This window comes from Wenyingzhuangia sp. 2_MG-2023 (genome assembly GCF_030548295.1).
In the GTDB taxonomy this organism is placed as follows: domain Bacteria; phylum Bacteroidota; class Bacteroidia; order Flavobacteriales; family Flavobacteriaceae; genus Wenyingzhuangia.
Map to the genome: position 1 here is coordinate 12753 of NZ_JAUOSB010000009.1, position 19630 is coordinate 32382.

Below are 19630 nucleotides of genomic sequence, written 5' to 3' on the forward strand. Positions count from 1 at the left end.
TTAAATAGTTGTCAAACTAAACACAAAATAATGAATCACCAATAAGGAAATTCCCAATACAATTCTATAATATCCAAAGACCTTAAATCCTTTTTTACTCAAAAAATCAATAAAAGATTTGATCGCTACCAATCCTACAACAAAAGCAATTACATTTCCTAAAATCAAATAATTAATTTGATCTCCAGTCAATTCAAATCCAGCCTTATAATAATCGTAACTTTTTTTAGCCGTTGCCCCCAACATGGTTGGTACTGCTAAAAAGAAAGAAAACTCTGCTGCTGTTTTTCTATTTAATTTCTGAGTCATACCTCCAATGATACTTGCTCCACTTCTTGATGTTCCTGGAATCATAGCCAAACACTGAAAGAAACCAATTTTTAAAGCAGTCATGTAACTAATTTCTGTATGAGCTTCTGGATTTTCTTCATCTTCTACTTCATTTTCTTTGAACCATTCATCTACTTTTAGCAAAATAAATCCTCCTAAAATTAATGAAATAGCCACTGTAACAGGACTTTCTAATAACGAATCAATCACATCATTTAGCAACAAACCTAAAACTACTGCAGGAATAAAGGCAACTAATAATTTTAAGTAAAAATCAAATGTTTGAAAAAATCGTTTCCAATACAAAATTACTACAGATAAAATTGCCCCTAGTTGAATGACAATAGTAAACAATTTGGTAAAATCGTCATTGGCAATGTGCATAAACGAAGATGCAATGATCATGTGTCCTGTTGAAGAAACGGGTAAGTACTCCGTCAATCCTTCAATAATAGCTAAAATAATAGCTTGAATTAATCCCATATTTATTTAGTTGGTTTTGTTAAAATAGCCCAAATTTCAATTCCAAATCCTATCAACACCAAAGCTGGTGCAATTCTGATTCTTCTAAAATTATACATTGCATCGTTAAAAACTTCTGGATCTTCAGAACCTCCCCCAGACATCAATATAAAACCAACTCCTATGACTAATAAGCCAACAATCATCAATTGGTAATTCTTTTTCCCAAACAAAAAATCTGGTGCAAATTTTCCTTTCATAAATTAAAAATAAAGTTGATCTGTTTTTAAACGTAAAAATCTTTGTGTTGCAAAAAATGAACTCAAAGCAGTTATGACAAAAGCTACAGCAAATACTCCGCTTACTACCATTGCCAAAACTTCTATATCTTCTAACAAAGCCAATGCTGGCAATTTACTATCTACTTTGTAACAAAATGTTAACAACATTGCTGACGCTAAAAAAGCTCCTACCAAGCCCAAACGAACACTTGCCCAAATAAAAGGTTTTCTAATAAATGATTTGGTAGCTCCCACCATTTGCATGGTTTTAATGGTAAATCTTTTGGAATAGATAGACAATCGGATAGAACTGTTTAACAACAAAATAGCAATGAAAGACAATACCGAAGCTCCAATAAGCAACCAAAAACCAATGGTTTTTATATTTCTTGTCAATAAATCTACCAAAGGAGCATCGTAAGAAACCTCTTCTATAAAAGCATTTTTTTCTAACTCTTTGGCAATGTAGATTAGCTGAGCTGGACTAACAAAATCGGCTTTCAATCCCAATTCAAAATAACTTTTTAAAGGATTGTCTCCTAAAAAAGTTAAAAAATCTTCTCCAATATCTTTGCTAAATTCTTTGGCGGCTTGATCTCTAGAAACAAAGTGAATTTTTTTAACGTATTCTTTTTCTTTCAAATACTTTTCCAACCCTGTTTTTTCAGATCCTTTCATGTTGTTTTTTAAAAACAACGTAATAGATACTTTCTCTTTAAAATAACCGCTCAACTTTGTGTATTTCAAAACCGTTAAGCCCAAAAAACCAACCAACAACAACACCAACGTAATGCTCAACACTACGGATAAATAAGAAGCTCTTAATCGTCTTTTCTGATACTTTTCAAAAGATTTTGACATAAAATAATATCACATTTTGGTTTGTGCAAGGTACTATCAAAAAATTAAAAACTGAAATTTGTCATTGGTTAATTTACTTCTCTTCATTTGTCTATTTTCAGAATCTTAATTCCATCTGTTTTGTCAACAAACATAAGCCATGACATGCTTTTCTACCGTTCAATTCTTTGTTGCTTTACTTCTTTATACTCAACACTTATTTCTCTTTTAACACTACTAAATTGTTGTATCTTTGCATCATGGAAGAAACTAATAGACAAAAGAAGATTGCTGGAGTTATTCAAAAAGACTTGGCTGAAATTTTACAGGCTGATGCAAGAAATGGCTTGCGTGGTGTGATTATATCTGTATCTAAAGTAAATGTTACTGCAGATTTAGGACAAGCAAAAGCCTATTTAAGCGTGTTTCCTTCAGACAAAAGAGAAGGAATCATTAAAGCGATTACAGAAAATACTGTTGCAATTAGACACGAACTGGCTCAACGTACCAAACACCAATTGAGACGCATGCCCAACTTGTTGTTTTATGGAGATGACACCTTAGATTATATTGAGAATATTGATGCTTCGTTGAAAGGAAAAGATACAAATCCTATTCACAATCCTGAAATTTTAGAAAAAAGAAAAAAATCATAATCTTTTGAATTTTCCGCTGTATATAGCCAAACGGTATCTAAAATCTAAAAGCGGTAACAATATCATCAATATTGTTACTTTATTAGCTTGTTTAGGAGTTATTGCTGGTACCATGGCCTTGTTCATTGTACTTTCTGTGTTTTCTGGAATCAAAGATTTTAGTCTTGATGTTTTAGAAAGCAACACTCCAGATATTAGAATTAGTCCCAAACAAGGAAAAACGTTTCTTTTAGATGCAAAACTGAATGCTATTTTAACCAACAGTCCGGATAAAATTACTTATACCAAAGTTATTGAAGAACGTGCTTTTTTTAAGAAAGACGATAAAGAAGAAATAGCTTATATAAAAGGTGTAGACAGCCTATTTAACTATGTAACTCCTGTAGATTCTTTAATTATTCTAGGAGAATGGTTTGCCCCCAACAGCACCAATACGTGTGTTGTTAGTTACCGATTGTCTCGTCAATTGGATTTGAACGTTTATACTGACCGACTAAATACGTACGTTCCAAAAGCAGGAAAAGGATACATTAGCAATCCTAAAAATGCTTTTCGTGCAATATTGCCTCAGGTTATTGGTGTGGTTACTTCTCCCAACCAAGAAGACAGCAAATACACTTATATACCACTTTCTTTGAGCCAAGAACTACTTGGAAAAAAAGACAATGAGATCAGTTATATTGATGTAAAAGCAACTCAGCTAAACCGTACAATTGCTTATCTAAAAAAGGAACTTCCAGATTTCAACATCGCAAAAAGTGAAGAAATCAATAGTTCATTTTACAAAATATTAAATTCTGAAAAACTAATTGCTTACTTGGTTTCTTTATTGGTAGTAATGATGGTTCTATCTAACACTAGCGGAACCATAATTATGGTAATTGTAGATAAGAAAAACAACATCAAAACGCTTATAAACATGGGGGCAACGCTCAAAAAAGTGAGACGTATTTTTGCCCTTTATGGCTTTTTATTAAACGTGGTTGGTATGTGCATTGGTTTGGTTTTAGGAATTGTTTTGATCTATTTACAAATCACATACGAACTTATTATGATAACCCCTACCATTGCCTATCCTGTTTCTTTTGAATGGCAAAATGTATGGGTTGTTTGCCTAACCATTGTTATTTTTGGTGCCTTGGCTAGTTTGTTAGCTAGTGGTAGAATTTCCAAAAGATTTGTCAACTAGTAAAAATAAATCTAGTACTCATCAATAAAACTGCATTGCTAACTTTTGCGTTAAAAACCAATACAAAAACTACTTCTGCATCAAGTTTTCTACATTCCCAAATTTATCCAAAATTTCGTTCATCACATCGTACACTCTCTGAGCAGTATCTTCGGTTACTAATTTTGATCTGTAATCTTTAAAATCACGAATTCCTTTAAAATAGTTGGCATAATGTCTACGAGTCTCCATAACAGCCTGTCTTTCATTTTCTTTCCAAGCAATTTCCATTTCTAAATGTCTACGTGCTACCTCTACTCTATCTTGAATAGAAGCAATAGGTAAATGCTCACCTGTGGCCATAAAATGTTTCACTTCTTTAAAAAACCAAGGATTACCAATGCTTGCACGACCAATCATACAACCATCTAATCCGTAATCGTCACGCATTTCTATGGCTCGTTCTGGTGTGGTTACATCTCCGTTTCCAAATACAGGAATGTGCATTCTCTGATTGTTTTTTACCGCTGCAATTCTCGTCCAATCTGCATCTCCTTTGTACATTTGAGCACGTGTACGTCCGTGAATAGAAATGGCTGCACAACCTACATCTTGCAAACGTTCTGCAACTTCTTCTATCATGATAGAGTTTTCATCCCAGCCCAAACGTGTTTTTACTGTAATAGGTAAATTCGTGTGTTTTACCATGGCTTTGGTCAAAGAAACCATCAAATCAATATCCTTTAAAATTCCAGCCCCAGCTCCTTTGCTGACCACTTTTTTTACAGGACAACCAAAATTGATGTCAATAATATCTGGTTTCGATTGCTCTACAATTTCTACCGTTCGTAACATAGACTCTAAATTGGCTCCAAAAATCTGAATTCCTACAGGACGTTCTTTTTCATAAATATCCAATTTCTTTACACTTTTTGCAGCATCACGAATCAATCCTTCCGAAGAAATAAACTCAGTGTATACCAAGTCAGCACCTTGTTCTTTACACAAGGCTCTAAAAGGAGGATCACTTACATCTTCCATAGGAGCTAACAACAAAGGAAAATCACACAATTCTATATCACCAATTTTCACCATAACATCTTGATTTAAAGGTTTGCAAAGATACAATTACAAATTGCATTTTACAATCAACCATTCCTTATATAACACAAAAAATCCTTCTTACTGTACGAAGAAGGATTTTGATACTTTTATATTGTAAAATTTACACTTCAGACTCTGGAGCTAATTCTATTTCCAATCCATCCAACGCTTCTGTAATTGGAATTTGACATCCCAAACGAGAATTGTCTTCTACATAAAAAGCCTGATCTAACATATCTTCTTCTGCATCTTGTTTTTCTGGCAACTCATGATCCGACAACACATAACACTGGCAAGAAGCACACATGGCCATACCTCCACAAGTTCCTTCTACAGGCAACTCATAAGCTTTACAAAGCTCCATGATGTTCATTGCCATATCCGTAGGAGCTTGCAACTCATGAACGACTCCTTCTCTATCTTTAATTTTTATGGTAATATCAGACATGTTACTGAATTTAAATTAACTATAATCCTAAAATTGAGGTGCAAAGATACAACCTATCACTTAATTAATAAAATGATTATCTAAAATTCCTTTTTCTTCCCAATTTAGATTCAGCACTTTTTTTATTCTGTACCCATTTTGGAGCTTCTCCAGCTTTTACTTTCTTTTTTGCAGTTCTTGGCTTTTGTGCTGCTTTGGGAGAACTTGTTCTAGAAGGACCTTTTTTCAAAGCTTTTAGCTCATCTGCTGTAGGAGCTTTAAAAGCATAACCTTCTAAATTTTGTAAAGGCAATTTTAATTTCAACAATTTTTCAATATCAATTGCATACTTAACTTCTTCACCGCTTACTAGAGAAATAGCTTCTCCACTAGCTCCTGCTCTACCTGTACGACCAATTCGGTGTACATAATCTTCAGGAATATTTGGCAATTCATAATTGATAACGTGAGGCAACAAAGGAATGTCCAAACCACGAGCTGCAATATCTGTAGCCACCAATACTCTTACTGAATTTTTCTTAAATCCATCCAATGCTTTGGTTCTAGCAGCTTGACTTTTGTTTCCGTGAATAGCCGCAGCTGTAACTCCAGATTTTGCCAGTTTTTCTGCCAAACGATTTGCTCCGTGCTTGGTTCTTGTAAAAATTAAAACCTGACTCCAGTTTCCTTTTTTCACCATTCCAATCACCGCTTCTGCTTTGTCTTCTTTGTTTACATTGTAAAAAGTTTGTGTCACTTTTTGTGCTGTAGAATTTTGTGGTGCAGAAGCTACAGAAATAGGATTGTGCATAAACGTATTTGCCAAAGCCTTTATATCTTCTGAAAATGTTGCAGAAAACAATAAGTTTTGACGTTCAGACGGCATCAATGCTAAAATCTTTTTAATGTCTCTTAAAAACCCCATGTCTAACATACGGTCTGCTTCGTCCAACACCAAAACTTCAATTTTAGACAAAGACAACGCATCTTGACTTATCAAATCTAACAATCTACCTGGTGTAGCAACCAACACATCTACACCTCTTTTTAAGGTCGTAATTTGTGGTTTTGGTTTTACTCCTCCAAAAATCACTGCTGATCGCATGTCTAAAAACTCACTATATTCTCTTACGTTTTCGTAAACCTGAGCAGCCAATTCTCTTGTTGGTGTTAACACCAAGGCTCTTAAAGGCCTGCGTTTCCACTTATTTTGAGTTGATAAAATATGTAACAATGGCAAGGTAAATCCTGCTGTTTTTCCTGTTCCTGTCTGTGCAGATGCTAATACATCTCTTCTTTCTAAAATGGGTGGAATTGCTTTTAGCTGAATGGGAGATGGTTTTGTATATCCCTTTTTTTGGATGGCTTTTACAATAGCCTCCGATAATCCTAAAGATTCAAATGTCATAAATAAAATTTAAGAATCAACACTTTAGTTGATTCTGTCGAGGGAGCAAAGATACTACTAAATAAATGATATACCCTATATTTTTTGTATTGTTGATTATGAGACAGATAGCCAACAATTACTTCTTACTTATTTTACAAATAGAAGATACTCCATAAAGTGAATTGTATTTTAAGACTATTTCTGTTTGATATTTTGAAACATCTATTTTAAAATCATTTTTTTTCATGAGTGTTGCTCTCGACAATATTTGTGGTTTGTCTAAAACATCGGTATAAACAAATTGATTTTCTAAGATAAGTTCATCCCATTCTTTGGGTGATTTTACATCTTTACTTCGTAAAATATGCTCATAGTTATTGATACCTGTTTCGTAATAATAATGTTCTCTAACATCTAAATTCTTAACAATAAAAATTGCTTCTGGATGTTTTTTGATAAAATTTATCAATGCTAAATTATTGTCGTAATTATAGTTGTGATTGGGATACAAGCCGTAAAAAAAATTCCACACTCCTAAAAAAATAGCTACTGACCAACCTATTTGATAAGGAAACTTGTAATAATAAAACAAAGTCATCACTGTTAAAATAGGTAACATCACCAAAAACTCAACATTGCCCACCGCATAAAAAGCAAACAAGAAATGAAAAACTAAAACACTTAACGTTGTGTAAAAAAACACCTTGTGAACTCTTTCTCGTTTCACAAATGTTTTTTTCTGAATCATACGTCTAACAACAGAAACCAACAATAGCACACCTAAAAGCAAGGGAATACAATACCAATATGATTTTTTAATCAAAAATAAAACAGTAGGATGGACTTGAATAAATGCTCTAATACTACTTATTACAAGCATCACAAAATTCATAATTCCCATTTCAGATTTTGCGCTTCCTAAGTAATAATCTTGAAATACAAACCTTAGAAAACTAGCTACAGTCAGTGCTTCTTCTGTGTAAAAAACCACCATAGCATAAACAATCGGAATAAGTATTGCAGACGAACCAAATAGAAGTAGGTATTTTATTTTTTTAAAACCTACTGCCACTCCAAGCAACAAACCTAACCACCAAAAAAAATGTATTTGATGAAACAAACACGCTACGGTTGCAAAAAAACCACTTATAAAAACATCCTTATAGGTTAGCTTTTCTGAAAAGATCAAAAAATAAAGACTGGCCAACATAGAAAAAAATAGCGGTACTATATAAGCTTCATTCTCCGTACCAAATCTCAAAAAATTATAACTAAACGCAACAACAAGTATCAAAATACTTCTTTCTTTTTTAGCTAAACACAATCTTTTAAACACTGAATTCAACACCAACAACGTGCCTAAAACCAAAATTGAATTGACGTATTTAGCAATCAATAACACGTTGGGATTAGCATTGAAAAAATAAAAAGGTTTTAGAACAACATACATAAAAACATTGTACAACAAGTGATGTGGCCTAAACAAATGTTCTCCATATTTAATATTGGCCGCATAGCTATACCCATCTAAAGAAGAATTATTGGTAGGAAACAACAAGTAACACAGCGCTATTACAACAAATACACTTTCTATTCTTAACGCTTTAATCTTCATTCTTAGTTATAGTTTACCTTTGCCACAAAACGCTGACTAAAGTAACACTTTATTGTCAATAGCTATTTGTTTGACATTTGACAAATCATCATTTTAAAAAAAATAAATGAACATTTTAGAAAAACACATCCCTCCTAGCTTATCTACCCCAAAAAGATTGTCTGATTATGCTGTGGGTATATTCCAAAGCATACCTAGCAAAGCAGGAATTAAAAAAGCTCTAAAAAAAGGTTTGATTCTAGTGAACAAACACAGAGGAATTTCTGGAGAATTTATCTGCGGTGGAGAAACTATAGAACTTATAGAGGATGAAACTGTTGCTAAAAAAAACATTGACCTAAAACTTGATGTTATTTGGGAAGACGATTATTTGGCTGTTATTTACAAACCTGCTGGACTTTTAGTTAGCGGGAACAAAGCAAAAACAGTTACCAATGCACTAGCCTTTAACTTACAACCAAGCAACTTGCCCAACGCTGTAAAACCTCAACCAGTACATCGTTTGGATTTTGCAACCAGCGGTCTTCTATTAATTGGCAAAACTGCGGATAGCATTGCCATATTAGGTAAGCTATTTGAAGAAAAAAAAATTCAGAAAAATTACATAGCAGTTACCATAGGTACAATGGAAAAACAAGAAGGAGCTATTGATACATTTATTGATGACAAAGAAAGTCTCTCCAACTATAACGTACTAAAAACTATTGTTTCTGAAAAATACGATTTTTTAAATTTGGTAAAACTATCACCAAAAACAGGAAGAAGACATCAATTAAGAATTCATTGTGCACATATAGGAAATCCTATTCTAGGAGACACAACTTATGGTATAGAAGGAAAAATACTTACAGGAAAAGGTTTGTTTCTACATGCGAAGTCGTTAGAATTTAAACATCCGTACACACGAGAAAAACTATTAATCTCCAAAGAAACACCTAAAAAATTTGATTGGTTGTTTTCTTCAAAACTAACCTAAAACACAAAATCCAGTCGTTAAGACTGGATTTCTGTATAAATAAACTTACTAATGTTTCGTTGAAAAAGGGTAAGCGAACTACATCACACCGCTACGACCAAGTACCCTTGCTGCGTTCCCGCCCTGGGGGAATTCCGAGGGAGCTAGTTGTGTAGGACTTACCCGACTGCAAATCTACAACCTTATTACAATTCTCACAACATTTAACACATCATTTTTTAACATAGAATTCATCTTGTTGCAACTAGGTACTTTAGCCTAATAAATAACTATATTTGCCCATAAATTTTAAATAAAAATAGTTCTCATGAATTCATTTTTCAGCACAAAACCAGTTATAAAATTCGGATTGATTTCTGGTTTTCTATTAGTTTTAAACGAGTTGATCTTGTATTACGCAACCAACACCAACCCTTATATTGGAGAAAGAACCTCTTTCTTTTCGTTATTAGGACTATTGATCCCTATCATATTAGTTGTTATCACGTTGGTTTATTTAAAGAAACACGGCACTTTTAACAGTTTTGGAGAAATCATCAAACCAGGATTGATTGTTGGGTTTTTAACCGCATTGGTTTACATTATTTACACGCTTTTGTTTGTTTACAACATAGAACCAGACACCATGGCAAAATTTGAGCAAATCAACAGAGAACGTTTGTTAGCTTCTGGTCAGTTTGACAAAACTGAAGATTTAAACAATGCTGTACAATTGGCAAACAATGCTTTTTTACCAGGAACTATTTTGTTTAGCATTGCCATCAATTTATTTATTGGCTTTATTACTGCCATCATTACTGCTATATTTGTTCGAAATAAATAATAAAAACATGCAACTATCTATTGTAATTCCATTATTAAATGAAGAAGGTTCCTTACGGGAGCTACATCAGTGGATTGTAACCGTAATGGAACAAAACAACTATAGTTACGAACTTATATTTATTGACGACGGAAGCACAGACAATTCTTGGAAAGTCATCAACACTTTGCAATTAGAAAACCCACATGTAAAAGGAATTAAATTCCTGAAAAATTTTGGAAAATCGCAAGGTTTGAATGCTGGGTTTAAAAAAGCCCAAGGTGATGTTATTGTAACTATGGATGCTGATTTGCAAGATAGTCCTGAAGAGATTCCTGACATGTACAAAATGATTTCCGAAGACGGCTATGATTTGGTCAGCGGATGGAAAAAGAAACGTTACGATTCTAAAATAAGAAAAAACATTCCTTCTAAATTGTTCAATTGGGCAGCTAGAAAAACATCTGGAATTGAACTAAATGATTTTAATTGTGGATTAAAAGCTTATAAAAATCAAGTCATTAAAAGTGTTGATGTAACTGGAGAAATGCACCGTTACATTCCCATACTTGCAAAAAATGTTGGTTTTAAAAATATTGGAGAAAAAGCCGTTCAGCACCAAGCCAGAAAATATGGAGAAACTAAATTTGGAATCGATCGTTTTACCAACGGCTTCTTAGACTTGATTACCCTTTGGTTTTTGTCAAAATTTGGCAAACGTCCTATGCATTTCTTTGGTTTGATGGGAACATTTATGTTTGTTTTTGGTTTTTTTGTCACCGCATACATTGGTATTAACAAACTTATCACCGTATTTTACCACCATCAAAAAGCAAGCTTAATTACAGATAACCCTTTATTTTACATCGCTTTAATCACTATGATTTTAGGGACTCAACTCTTCATTGCAGGCTTTATTGGAGAGATGATATTAAAAAACAGAAAAACAAACAATTTATACTATATAGAAAAAGAAATCTAAACTAGATTTTCTATATTTATATCAACTAAAATATTAATTAAACTTATTAATTACACATGGTAACTCCTGAAATTATTGAAGCTTCAAAGCAATGGTTAAGTTCTACATTTGATGCAGAAACTCAAAAAGAAATCCAAGATTTAATAGACAATAACCCAGAAGAATTAACAGACCGATTCTATAAAAACATGGAATTTGGAACGGGAGGAATGCGTGGAGTTATGGGAGCTGGAACCAACAGAATTAATAAATATACACTAGGAAAAGCAACCCAAGGACTTTCTAATTTTTTAATAGCTAACAATGCTAACAAAGAAATTAGTGCTGTTATTGCTTACGATTGTCGTCACAACAGTAAAGAGTTTGCCAAAGTTGTAGCAGACGTTTTTACAGCAAATGGTATTAAAGTTTTTCTATTTGATGATTTAAGAACCACTCCAGAATTGTCTTTTGCTGTTCGTCATTTAGGAGCTGATACAGGAATTGTACTAACCGCTTCTCACAACCCACCAGAATATAATGGATACAAAGTTTACGGTGCAGATGGTTGCCAAGTAACTCCTCCAAATGATGGATTGATTATTAATGAAGTAAACAAAGTTTCTTTTGATACCATTAAATTTGAAGCGAACGATAGTTTGTTAACTTATATTGGAGAAGACGTTGACAATGCTTTTAACGAAATATCTGTTGCCAAAGGAACCTTTGGAGATATTGATAGATCTGCCTTAAAAGTTGTATTTACTTCATTACACGGAACGTCTATAAAATCGGTTCCTCAAGTGTTAGAGAAAGCAGGTTTTAGTGATGTTACTTTGGTAGAAGAACAAGCCGTTCCAAATGGTGATTTCCCTACCGTAAAGTCCCCAAACCCAGAAGAACCAGAAGCATTGGCAATGGCTACAGCATTGTCTAACAAAATTGGAGCTGATATTTTAATGGGATGTGATCCTGATAGTGACCGTTTAGGAATTGCTGTTAGAGATTTAGAAGGAAACATGAAGTTGTTGAATGGTAACCAAACCATGATTTTAATGACTGATTTCTTAATCAAACAAAAAGAAGCTGCAGGAAAATTAAATGGAAATCAATTTACCGCAACTACCATTGTTTCAAGCGAAATGGTAAAAGTATTGGCAGACTATTACGGAATTGAAACCGTAATTACCTTAACAGGATTCAAATGGATTGGTAAATCTATCGCCGACTATCCTGAAAAGGAATTTATTGGTGGTGGTGAAGAAAGTTTTGGATACATGATTGGTGACTTTGTACGTGATAAAGATGCTGTTACCTCTTGTTTATTAGCTTGTGAAATGGCTGCTCATGCAAAAGCAAATGGAACTACGTTGTACCAACAATTGCTAGATATTTATGTTAAGCATGGTTTTTACAAAGAGTCGTTAATTTCTATTACTAAAAAAGGAATGGATGGTGCTGCTCAAATCCAACAAATGCTCGTAGAATACCGTAACAATCCTATGAAGGAAATTTTAGGTTCTAAAGTAGCATACGTTTGTGATTATGAATCTTCCATCAAGAAAAACATCATCACTGGAGAAGAAACTACAATGGACATTCCTAAATCTAACGTATTGATTTATCATACAGAAGACGGAACTAAAGTTTGTGTAAGACCTAGTGGTACAGAACCAAAAATCAAATTTTACTTTGGAGTAAAAGGTGCTTTAAGTAAAATTGAAGATGCTGAAAAAGTAGAAGCTCAATTAGATCAAAAAATACAAGATGTTATTAAGGAATTAAGCCTTAACTAATTTTTAATGAAAAACTTTAAAAGATTTTTATCCTTTGCCTTGCCATACAAATGGCAAGGTTTTTTTGCCATTACATTTAACGTGTTTTATGCACTTTTTACAGCATTGTCCTATGTTGCATTAATGCCAACATTAAGCGTGTTGTTTGGAGAAACAAAAAAAAGAACCACATTACCAGAATTCCCTGGTCTTTTTCATTTGAACAAAGAATATTTAGAAAATTATCTAAATTACTTTGTTACCCACAACACAAATCTAAACGGTACAGACAGTACTTTAGGGTATCTTGTATTCATTATTGTTTTTGTCTTTTTACTAAAAAACATATTTGGATATTTAGGAAACCTGTACATGACTTTTTTAAAAAACAATGTGCTTAAAGACATCCGAGATCGTGTATTTGAAAAAATAATTTCCTTACCAGTTTCCTACTTTTCCGAAAAAAGAAAAGGAGATGTTATTGCCAGAGCTACCAACGATATTGGTATTGTAAACTCCACTTATTTAGATTTGGTTATTGTATTTATTAGAGAACCCTTGAATATTGTTTTCACATTGATCATCATGTTTAGCATGAGTTGGGAACTATCTTTATTTATGTTCACTTTTATTCCAGTTTCTGGATTCGTAATTTCTCGTATTACCAAAAAAATAAAAGAACAAGCCAAATCAATCTTTAGTCAAGGAGGTGAAATTTTAAGCAGTATTGAAGAATCTATCACCGGATTAAAAATTATAAAAGCATTTAATGCCGAAGATTTTATCACCCAAAAATACCACAAGCTGAGTGAAAATGTTAGAATGCTTAGTAATAAGATGGGAAAAAGAGCTGCCTTGTCTAGTCCAACTTCTGAATTTTTAGGAATTGCAACCATCTCCTGTTTGTTGTGGTTTGGAGGAAGAATGGTTTTAGCAGGAGAATCCATCAGTTCTAGTGCTTTCATTGTTTTTATGGCTCTTTCTTACAATATTCTAACACCTGCTAAAACAATTTCAAAAGCAAACAACAACCTTAGAAATGGGAATGCTGCAGGAGAAAGAGTTATAGAAATTTTAGACTCTACCAATCCTTTGGCAGATCAGAAAAATGCAATTAAGATTACTGGTTTTGAAAAAGAAATTGTGTTTGATAATATCTCATTCAAATACGATCAAGAATATGTACTGAAAAACTTTTCATTGACCATTCCGAAAGGAAAAACAGTAGCCTTGGTTGGACAATCTGGTAGTGGAAAATCTACCTTAGCAAATTTAATTACTCGTTTTTGGGATGTAAACAAAGGAAAAATTACTATTGATGGGATTGACATTAAAAACATAGATACCTTGTCTTTAAGAGCCCAAATGGGAATTGTAGCTCAAGAAGCTTTACTTTTTAATGACACTATCAAAAACAACATTGCTTTAGGAGTTCCTACCGCTACAGATGAGGTTGTAATACAAGCAGCTAAAGTTGCCAATGCACATGAGTTCATTAAAGATTTGCCATTAAAATACGAAAGCCCTGTAGGTGATAGTGGCGGATTGTTGTCTGGAGGTCAAAAACAACGTATTGCTATTGCGCGTGCCGTTTTTAAAAATCCACCAATTATGATTTTAGACGAAGCTACTTCTGCTTTGGATACAGAATCTGAACACTTGGTACAACAAGCCTTAGAAAACATGATGGAAAATAGAACTTCTATTGTTATTGCCCATCGATTGTCTACCATTCAAAATGCAGATGTGATTGTAGTGCTTAAAAAAGGAGAAATTATAGAACAAGGAAAACACGAAGATTTATTAGCGTTGAAAGGGAACTATTACAATTTGGTAAACATGCAATCTTTAGAAGCATAACATCAAAAAACAGATACAACACTTGGACTACATTCAGTGACCATTTACATTAGAACATGATTATATTAGGCAAGTTTCAAGGTTTCCGATTACGCTCATCAATCGGAGTCAGAATAGCTCAAGGTTTAATACTCTAAAGTCAACTATTAGGATCATCAAATGGAGTCGAGATGTAGAAAAAAGGCTTTGCACAAATCAATTTCTCACTCTTTTGTTTTAAAAACTAACCTCTGTAGCTCCCAAACCATATTTTTGATAAGATGCTTCCTCATACCGCAGGGAGTATCTGTTAAAAATTCGATACAATTCATCTTTCAAAACACCTTCCCCCACGCCGTGAATGAATACAATTTTAGGAATTCTGTTTTTGAGAGCAAATTCTACTTTATGTTTAGCAGTATCCAATTGTTTGTTTAAAATATCTGCATTAGACATTCCCGATTTAGATTTCACCAATCTTTCTATATGCAAATCCACCTCCATCACCACCCCATACTTTTCTTGTTTGGATTTTTTAGCACTACGTTTAGGTACTTCTGTCAAATTTTCTTTCTGCCTTAGCATTTTGTTATTGATGTCTGTATACATAGACAATTTAGACTGCTCAATATTTACTAAAATCAACTGACTTTCATCGTAAGGCAATTCAAAACCATCTTCATCCAAAACAAATATTTTTCCTTTTGTAATGTTTGCAACTTTACCTCTAACAATTGTGTCCTTGACCAATACCTTGTCACCTATTTTAAGTTTCATTTTTACTTAATTTTATATTAACATATGATCATACACATCCTATTATATTTGTCTCTTAGCATGAAAAAAAAGCGCTGATGACTACTATCCCCAAAAACAACATTAAAGATGTATTTGAAAAAGCAATAAAAAACACAAAGTTAGGAATTCAAAGAGAAATTTTAATACAAAATATTGCTAATAAAATTGCTGAGACAATCAATAAAACAGGAATTGTAAATATAAATTTTATTTGCACACACAACTCTAGAAGAAGTCAACTTACTCAATTATGGGCTTATTATGCCATGGAGCATTACCACATTCATACTGGATATAGTTTTTCTAGTGGTATCGAAACAACCTCTTTCCACAACAATACCATAAAAGCATTAGAAGCTTGTGGTTTTAAATTTAGCTTAGAAGAATTCAGCCATAAAAACTCAAAATATATTATAAATTATTTTGGTTCTCAAAAGGAAGTCTTAGGTTTTTCTAAACTTATTGAACATCCTATTAACGAAACTCCTTTTATAGCCATTACAACTTGTGATCATGCTGAACAAAATTGTCCTGTTATTTTAGAAGCGTCTTCACGTTTTCATTTGCCATATACAGACCCTAAAACTGAAGAAAACTCTACAAATAAAAGTGAAACCTATCTAAACACCTCTAAATTAATTGCTGGAGAAATGGGAATCATTTTCAAAAAAGTTAAAGAACAACTTTTATAATTTTCACTTTACACATAAAAAAAAGCCTTTACAAATTGTGAAGGCTTTTTTATGTCTGGATAAACTCCATAAACGAAAAAAACTTCTGTTTTCACAGAAGTTTTTTTGTACGGGCGGAGAGACTCGAACTCTCACACCGCGAGGCACTAGATCCTAAGTCTAGCGTGTCTACCAATTCCACCACGCCCGCTGTTAAAATCTTTAACGAATGCAAATATACACAATACTTGCAATTTGCAAAGAGAAATATTATATTTTAGTACTACCATTTAATTAGCATCATGAAAAACATACATTCTTACATAAAACAACACGAAAATCGTTTCTTAAATGAACTTTTTGAATTGTTAAAAATTCCATCTATTAGTGCAGATTCAGAATACAATCCACAAATATTACAAACTGCACAAGCCGTTGCAGATGCATTAGAAAAAATAGGTTGCGAAAACATTCAGCAATTAACAACCCAAGGTAATCCTGTAGTGTATGCTGACAAAATCATAGACAGCAATCTTCCTACCGTTTTGGTTTATGGACATTATGACGTACAACCTTCGGATCCTTTAGAACTTTGGGATACTCCACCTTTTGAGCCCATTGTAAAACAAACTGAAATCCATCCTGAGGGAGCCATTTTTGCCAGAGGTGCTTGCGATGACAAAGGGCAAATGTTTATGCACATTAAAGCACTGGAATTTTTAATTGCTACAGAACAACTACCTTGTAACGTAAAATTTATGATTGAAGGAGAGGAAGAAATAGGCTCTCCAAGCCTTGCTCCTTTTATTAAGGAACATGCTGAATTGTTTAAAAACGATGTGATTTTAATTTCTGACACAGGAATGATCTCTAATACACAACCTTCTATCACTACAGGCTTGAGAGGTTTGAGTTATGTAGAAGTAGAAGTAACAGGACCCAACAAAGATTTGCATTCAGGTTTTTTTGGAGGTGCTGTAGCGAATCCTATCAACATATTGAGTCAAATGATTGCAAAATTACAAGACGAAAACAACCACATTACCATTCCTGGTTTTTACGACGATGTTTATGAATTGTCTGCGGAAGAAAGATCTGAAATGGCCAAAGCTCCTTTTGATCAGACTGAATACAACAAAGCCTTAAACATAGCTAAAGAAGAGGGAGAAAAAGGATACACTACGCTAGAAAGAAGTTCTGTTAGACCTACTTTGGACGTAAATGGAATTTGGGGAGGATACATTGGTGAAGGAGCCAAAACAGTATTGCCATCCAAAGCTTTTGCAAAAATTTCTATGCGATTGGTAGCGGGTCAAGATCCTGATAAGATTACCCAACTATTTACAGATTACTTTTTAAGCTTAGCTCCAAAATCTGTAAAAGTAAAAGTAAAACCACATCACGGTGGAAAAGCTTACAGAACTCCACTAGACTCTATAGGTTACCAAGCTGCTCACAAAGCCTATTCTGAAACTTTTGACAAAGCTCCGGTTCCACAACCTTCAGGAGGAAGTATCCCTATTGTTTCTTTGTTTAGTGATGTTTTTAAAAGTCATGCTATTTTGATGGGGTTTGGACTTAACAGCGATGCCATTCACTCTCCTAACGAGCATTTTGGAGTGTTTAACTTTTACAAAGGGATAGAAACTATACCTTATTTTTACAAACACTTTACGGAACTATACACTAAAAATGCGTAACACACACAAGTACAAAATAGGACTCTTATGGCAAGGTGCTATCGATTTGAATAAAAACTATCGATATAGCAAAACCTATCAATTAAGTTTTGAAAACAAGCCCGCTATTATAGGTTCTGCGGATGCAACTTTTCATGGAGATGCCAATCTTTACAATCCCGAAGAACTTTTATTATCGGCTTTGGCATCTTGTCATATGATGTCCTTTTTTTATTTGTGTAGCAAAGAGAAAATAAAAATTGAATCCTATCAAGACGAACCCATTGGTTTTTTAAAAGTAAACGCAAATGGAAGTGGTCAATTTGAAGAGGTTATTTTACAACCCAACATCAAGACATATGAAGAAAATTTAAAAAAAGTAGTTTTGTTGTTTGAACAAGCTAACGAATATTGTTTTATTGCAAGATCGTGCAATTTTAAGATAAAATACCTTCCAAAAATTAGCAACTAAAGATAAATTGCCACCATTTTTCGCCAATATTTAGCTCTATGTGCTTCTCCATCCCACTCGTAAAACTGATATGGAATTTGTTTTTCGTCAAAAATAGTTCGTAAATGATAATTGCTTTCTAAAAATAAATCTTCTTTTCCTACTGCTAAAATGATATCTAGCTTGGCAATATTTTCAATTAAAACCTCATCATTTACATTTTTCAAATATTGATTTGGCATGTTAAAATACACATAGTCATTATGGTAACCCTCAAGTAAATCACCATAGTAACCTTTGGAAATTGTCAAATCATAACGACCACTCATTCCCACAACTTTGCAAAACAATTCAGGATGTCTCATGGCAATATTTACTGCGTGATAGGAACCCAAACTACATCCAGCAGAAATGATATTAGGATTGTTATTCAACTCTTCCATCAAAGGAAATACCTCACTCAGAATGTAGTTTTCATACTGATTGTGTCTATATATTCTATGTCCTGGATGTACAAAATTGTTGTAAAAAGTTTCTGTATCTATGCTGTCTAAACAATAAATCTGCAAATAACCGTTTTCAATTTTTTCTTCTAGAGCCTTAATCACTCTCCAGTTTTCATAATCATAAAAGCGTCCCATTCTAGGCGGAAAAAAAAGAACTTTGGCACCAGCATGTCCAAAGACAAGCAACTCCATATCTCTTTCTAAATTGGGACTATACCACTTGTGGTATTCTCTTTTCATAGCTATATATTATACACCGTTTAACTATTTTGCAATGTAGCGAACGATTCTGAATGAGCAGAAATAATATTAAACCAAACCTGATACCCTTTTTTATTCAAGTGCAGACCATCTTCTATAAAATAATCGCCATTTGGTTCTCCTTTTTCATTCAACATTGCTTCATAAATATCTATAAAATAAAGGTTTTCTTCCGACTCTGCCAATTCTTTTATTTTACTATTTGTGTATCGTATGCTTCCTGCCAAATACCATCTACTAGGACTTGGTTTTATAGACACAAATGTAACGGGTATATTTCCATAATCTTCTCTAATCTGTGTTAACAATGTCTTAAAAAACAACACCACTTCCTCAGGGTGTCTTCCGTCTCCTAAATCATTATCCCCAGCATAAATCATGATTGCTTTTGGATGCAAACCTTCAAAATTATTTTTATAAAACCATGAACATGCTGCCATGGTAGAACCTCCAAAAGCCAAATTAATCGGCTTGTATTCTTTGAAGAAGACTGTCAAATCATCCCACAAATTAAACGATGAACTTCCGTAAAAAACCATTTCAGGAACGTAAGTCAACGCTTTTTTTTCTTTTTCTAGCCTATTTATTTCTTCATTGTACCAAAACATCTTCGTAATCTTTTAAAAATAGAGGTGCAA

General features: G+C 33.4%; 20 protein-coding genes, 1 tRNA gene and 1 other RNA gene. 10 read left to right on the forward strand and 12 right to left on the reverse strand.

Annotated elements, in window-relative coordinates; translation table 11 throughout:
• The 3 genes from Q4548_RS10750 to Q4548_RS10760 are packed head-to-tail and all read right to left on the reverse strand — an operon-like array spanning window position 1 to window position 1934.
• Entirely contained in the window at window positions 1–813 is an 813-nt protein-coding gene (locus Q4548_RS10750) for an undecaprenyl-diphosphate phosphatase (protein ID WP_303454777.1), read from the reverse strand.
• Window positions 814–815: 2 nt separating this feature from the next.
• The gene (locus Q4548_RS10755; RefSeq protein WP_303454779.1) at window positions 816–1052 is read right to left on the reverse strand and encodes a DUF3098 domain-containing protein; all 237 of its coding nucleotides are present in this window, start codon (window positions 1050–1052) and stop codon (window positions 816–818) included.
• 3 nt (window positions 1053–1055) lie between these two features.
• On the reverse strand, window positions 1056–1934 hold the full coding sequence (locus Q4548_RS10760; protein ID WP_303454782.1) for an ABC transporter permease: 879 nt from the start codon (window positions 1932–1934) through the stop codon (window positions 1056–1058).
• Window positions 1935–2173: 239 nt separating this feature from the next.
• Here Q4548_RS10760 and rbfA point away from each other — a divergent pair, with 239 nt between their 5' ends.
• Together rbfA and Q4548_RS10770 are read left to right on the forward strand one after the other, a co-directional pair.
• Window positions 2174–2569, forward strand: coding sequence for a 30S ribosome-binding factor RbfA (gene rbfA, locus Q4548_RS10765; RefSeq protein WP_303454785.1), 396 nt, complete (start codon window positions 2174–2176; stop codon window positions 2567–2569).
• A gap of 4 nt (window positions 2570–2573) precedes the next feature.
• Window positions 2574–3758: an ABC transporter permease gene (locus Q4548_RS10770; protein ID WP_303454788.1), complete on the forward strand. Its 1185-nt coding sequence runs from the start codon at window positions 2574–2576 to the stop codon at window positions 3756–3758.
• A 69-nt stretch (window positions 3759–3827) separates the two neighbouring features.
• Here the strand turns inward: Q4548_RS10770 and dusB are convergent, their stop codons facing one another.
• The 4 genes from dusB to Q4548_RS10790 form a co-directional block, all read right to left on the reverse strand.
• Window positions 3828–4832 (reverse strand): tRNA dihydrouridine synthase DusB, encoded by a 1005-nt coding sequence (gene dusB, locus Q4548_RS10775; RefSeq protein WP_303454790.1) that lies wholly within the window; start codon window positions 4830–4832, stop codon window positions 3828–3830.
• 130 nt (window positions 4833–4962) lie between these two features.
• A complete protein-coding gene (locus Q4548_RS10780; RefSeq protein WP_303454792.1) occupies window positions 4963–5289 on the reverse strand; it encodes a 2Fe-2S iron-sulfur cluster-binding protein in 327 nt (108 codons plus the stop codon).
• A 76-nt stretch (window positions 5290–5365) separates the two neighbouring features.
• Complete coding sequence (locus Q4548_RS10785; protein WP_303454794.1) at window positions 5366–6676, reverse strand: DEAD/DEAH box helicase; 1311 nt, start codon at window positions 6674–6676, stop codon at window positions 5366–5368.
• 118 nt (window positions 6677–6794) lie between these two features.
• Window positions 6795–8273: a hypothetical protein gene (locus Q4548_RS10790; RefSeq protein ID WP_303454796.1), complete on the reverse strand. Its 1479-nt coding sequence runs from the start codon at window positions 8271–8273 to the stop codon at window positions 6795–6797.
• Between the two features lie 106 nt (window positions 8274–8379).
• On the opposite strand from Q4548_RS10790, the gene Q4548_RS10795 reads away from it, so the two are divergent.
• Window positions 8380–9249, forward strand: coding sequence for an RluA family pseudouridine synthase (locus Q4548_RS10795; RefSeq protein WP_303454799.1), 870 nt, complete (start codon window positions 8380–8382; stop codon window positions 9247–9249).
• 64 nt (window positions 9250–9313) lie between these two features.
• On the opposite strand, the gene ffs is transcribed toward Q4548_RS10795, so the two are convergent.
• Window positions 9314–9413, reverse strand: an RNA gene (gene ffs / locus Q4548_RS10800) — signal recognition particle sRNA small type.
• A gap of 143 nt (window positions 9414–9556) precedes the next feature.
• Between ffs and Q4548_RS10805 the strand changes: the two genes are divergently transcribed.
• From Q4548_RS10805 to Q4548_RS10820, 4 genes are read left to right on the forward strand one after another with little or no spacing between them, the layout of a single operon-like run.
• The gene (locus Q4548_RS10805; protein ID WP_303454802.1) at window positions 9557–10072 is read left to right on the forward strand and encodes a DUF4199 domain-containing protein; all 516 of its coding nucleotides are present in this window, start codon (window positions 9557–9559) and stop codon (window positions 10070–10072) included.
• Between the two features lie 7 nt (window positions 10073–10079).
• Window positions 10080–11033: a glycosyltransferase family 2 protein gene (locus tag Q4548_RS10810; RefSeq protein ID WP_303454804.1), complete on the forward strand. Its 954-nt coding sequence runs from the start codon at window positions 10080–10082 to the stop codon at window positions 11031–11033.
• Between the two features lie 56 nt (window positions 11034–11089).
• On the forward strand, window positions 11090–12808 hold the full coding sequence (locus Q4548_RS10815) for a phospho-sugar mutase (RefSeq protein ID WP_303454806.1): 1719 nt from the start codon (window positions 11090–11092) through the stop codon (window positions 12806–12808).
• Window positions 12809–12814: 6 nt separating this feature from the next.
• On the forward strand, window positions 12815–14647 hold the full coding sequence (locus tag Q4548_RS10820; protein ID WP_303454808.1) for an ABC transporter ATP-binding protein: 1833 nt from the start codon (window positions 12815–12817) through the stop codon (window positions 14645–14647).
• Window positions 14648–14863: 216 nt separating this feature from the next.
• On the opposite strand, the gene Q4548_RS10825 is transcribed toward Q4548_RS10820, so the two are convergent.
• Window positions 14864–15403 (reverse strand): DNA mismatch repair protein MutS, encoded by a 540-nt coding sequence (locus tag Q4548_RS10825; protein WP_303454810.1) that lies wholly within the window; start codon window positions 15401–15403, stop codon window positions 14864–14866.
• Window positions 15404–15480: 77 nt separating this feature from the next.
• On the opposite strand from Q4548_RS10825, the gene Q4548_RS10830 reads away from it, so the two are divergent.
• Complete coding sequence (locus tag Q4548_RS10830) at window positions 15481–16116, forward strand: hypothetical protein (RefSeq protein WP_303454812.1); 636 nt, start codon at window positions 15481–15483, stop codon at window positions 16114–16116.
• A 108-nt stretch (window positions 16117–16224) separates the two neighbouring features.
• Here the strand turns inward: Q4548_RS10830 and Q4548_RS10835 are convergent.
• A tRNA-Leu gene (locus tag Q4548_RS10835) sits at window positions 16225–16306 on the reverse strand.
• Window positions 16307–16397: 91 nt separating this feature from the next.
• On the opposite strand from Q4548_RS10835, the gene Q4548_RS10840 reads away from it, so the two are divergent.
• Together Q4548_RS10840 and Q4548_RS10845 are read left to right on the forward strand one after the other, a co-directional pair.
• The gene (locus Q4548_RS10840) at window positions 16398–17795 is read left to right on the forward strand and encodes a dipeptidase (protein ID WP_303454815.1); all 1398 of its coding nucleotides are present in this window, start codon (window positions 16398–16400) and stop codon (window positions 17793–17795) included.
• Window positions 17788–18246: an OsmC family protein gene (locus Q4548_RS10845; RefSeq protein WP_303454818.1), complete on the forward strand. Its 459-nt coding sequence runs from the start codon at window positions 17788–17790 to the stop codon at window positions 18244–18246. The genes Q4548_RS10840 and Q4548_RS10845 overlap by 8 nt, the downstream gene beginning before the upstream one ends.
• Here Q4548_RS10845 and Q4548_RS10850 read toward each other — a convergent pair.
• On the reverse strand, window positions 18243–18971 hold the full coding sequence (locus Q4548_RS10850; RefSeq protein ID WP_303454819.1) for an esterase family protein: 729 nt from the start codon (window positions 18969–18971) through the stop codon (window positions 18243–18245). The genes Q4548_RS10845 and Q4548_RS10850 overlap by 4 nt on opposite strands.
• Before the next feature lie 20 nt (window positions 18972–18991).
• Window positions 18992–19600 carry a GDSL-type esterase/lipase family protein gene (locus tag Q4548_RS10855; RefSeq protein WP_303454821.1) on the reverse strand — a complete coding sequence of 203 codons (609 nt, stop codon included), beginning with the start codon at window positions 19598–19600 and terminating at the stop codon, window positions 18992–18994.
• Window positions 19601–19630 lie beyond the last annotated feature (30 nt).

Bases quoted from the DNA above. Each gene is read 5' to 3' on its own strand.
- Q4548_RS10755 (WP_303454779.1), bottom strand. From the start codon at position 1,052: ATGAAAGGAAAATTTGCACCAGATTTTTTGTTTGGGAAAAAGAATTAC.
- Q4548_RS10750 (WP_303454777.1), bottom strand. From the start codon at position 813: ATGGGATTAATTCAAGCTATTATTTTAGCTATTATTGAAGGATTGACG.
- Q4548_RS10780 (WP_303454792.1), bottom strand. From the start codon at position 5,289: ATGTCTGATATTACCATAAAAATTAAAGATAGAGAAGGAGTCGTTCAT.
- Q4548_RS10805 (WP_303454802.1), top strand. From the start codon at position 9,557: ATGAATTCATTTTTCAGCACAAAACCAGTTATAAAATTCGGATTGATT.
- rbfA (WP_303454785.1), top strand. From the start codon at position 2,174: ATGGAAGAAACTAATAGACAAAAGAAGATTGCTGGAGTTATTCAAAAA.
- Q4548_RS10820 (WP_303454808.1), top strand. From the start codon at position 12,815: ATGAAAAACTTTAAAAGATTTTTATCCTTTGCCTTGCCATACAAATGG.
- Q4548_RS10795 (WP_303454799.1), top strand. From the start codon at position 8,380: ATGAACATTTTAGAAAAACACATCCCTCCTAGCTTATCTACCCCAAAA.
- Q4548_RS10850 (WP_303454819.1), bottom strand. From the start codon at position 18,971: ATGAAAAGAGAATACCACAAGTGGTATAGTCCCAATTTAGAAAGAGAT.
- Q4548_RS10855 (WP_303454821.1), bottom strand. From the start codon at position 19,600: ATGTTTTGGTACAATGAAGAAATAAATAGGCTAGAAAAAGAAAAAAAA.
- Q4548_RS10760 (WP_303454782.1), bottom strand. From the start codon at position 1,934: ATGTCAAAATCTTTTGAAAAGTATCAGAAAAGACGATTAAGAGCTTCT.
- dusB (WP_303454790.1), bottom strand. From the start codon at position 4,832: ATGGTGAAAATTGGTGATATAGAATTGTGTGATTTTCCTTTGTTGTTA.
- Q4548_RS10785 (WP_303454794.1), bottom strand. From the start codon at position 6,676: ATGACATTTGAATCTTTAGGATTATCGGAGGCTATTGTAAAAGCCATC.
- Q4548_RS10790 (WP_303454796.1), bottom strand. From the start codon at position 8,273: ATGAAGATTAAAGCGTTAAGAATAGAAAGTGTATTTGTTGTAATAGCG.
- Q4548_RS10825 (WP_303454810.1), bottom strand. From the start codon at position 15,403: ATGAAACTTAAAATAGGTGACAAGGTATTGGTCAAGGACACAATTGTT.
- Q4548_RS10840 (WP_303454815.1), top strand. From the start codon at position 16,398: ATGAAAAACATACATTCTTACATAAAACAACACGAAAATCGTTTCTTA.
- Q4548_RS10810 (WP_303454804.1), top strand. From the start codon at position 10,080: ATGCAACTATCTATTGTAATTCCATTATTAAATGAAGAAGGTTCCTTA.
- Q4548_RS10830 (WP_303454812.1), top strand. From the start codon at position 15,481: ATGACTACTATCCCCAAAAACAACATTAAAGATGTATTTGAAAAAGCA.
- Q4548_RS10845 (WP_303454818.1), top strand. From the start codon at position 17,788: ATGCGTAACACACACAAGTACAAAATAGGACTCTTATGGCAAGGTGCT.
- Q4548_RS10815 (WP_303454806.1), top strand. From the start codon at position 11,090: ATGGTAACTCCTGAAATTATTGAAGCTTCAAAGCAATGGTTAAGTTCT.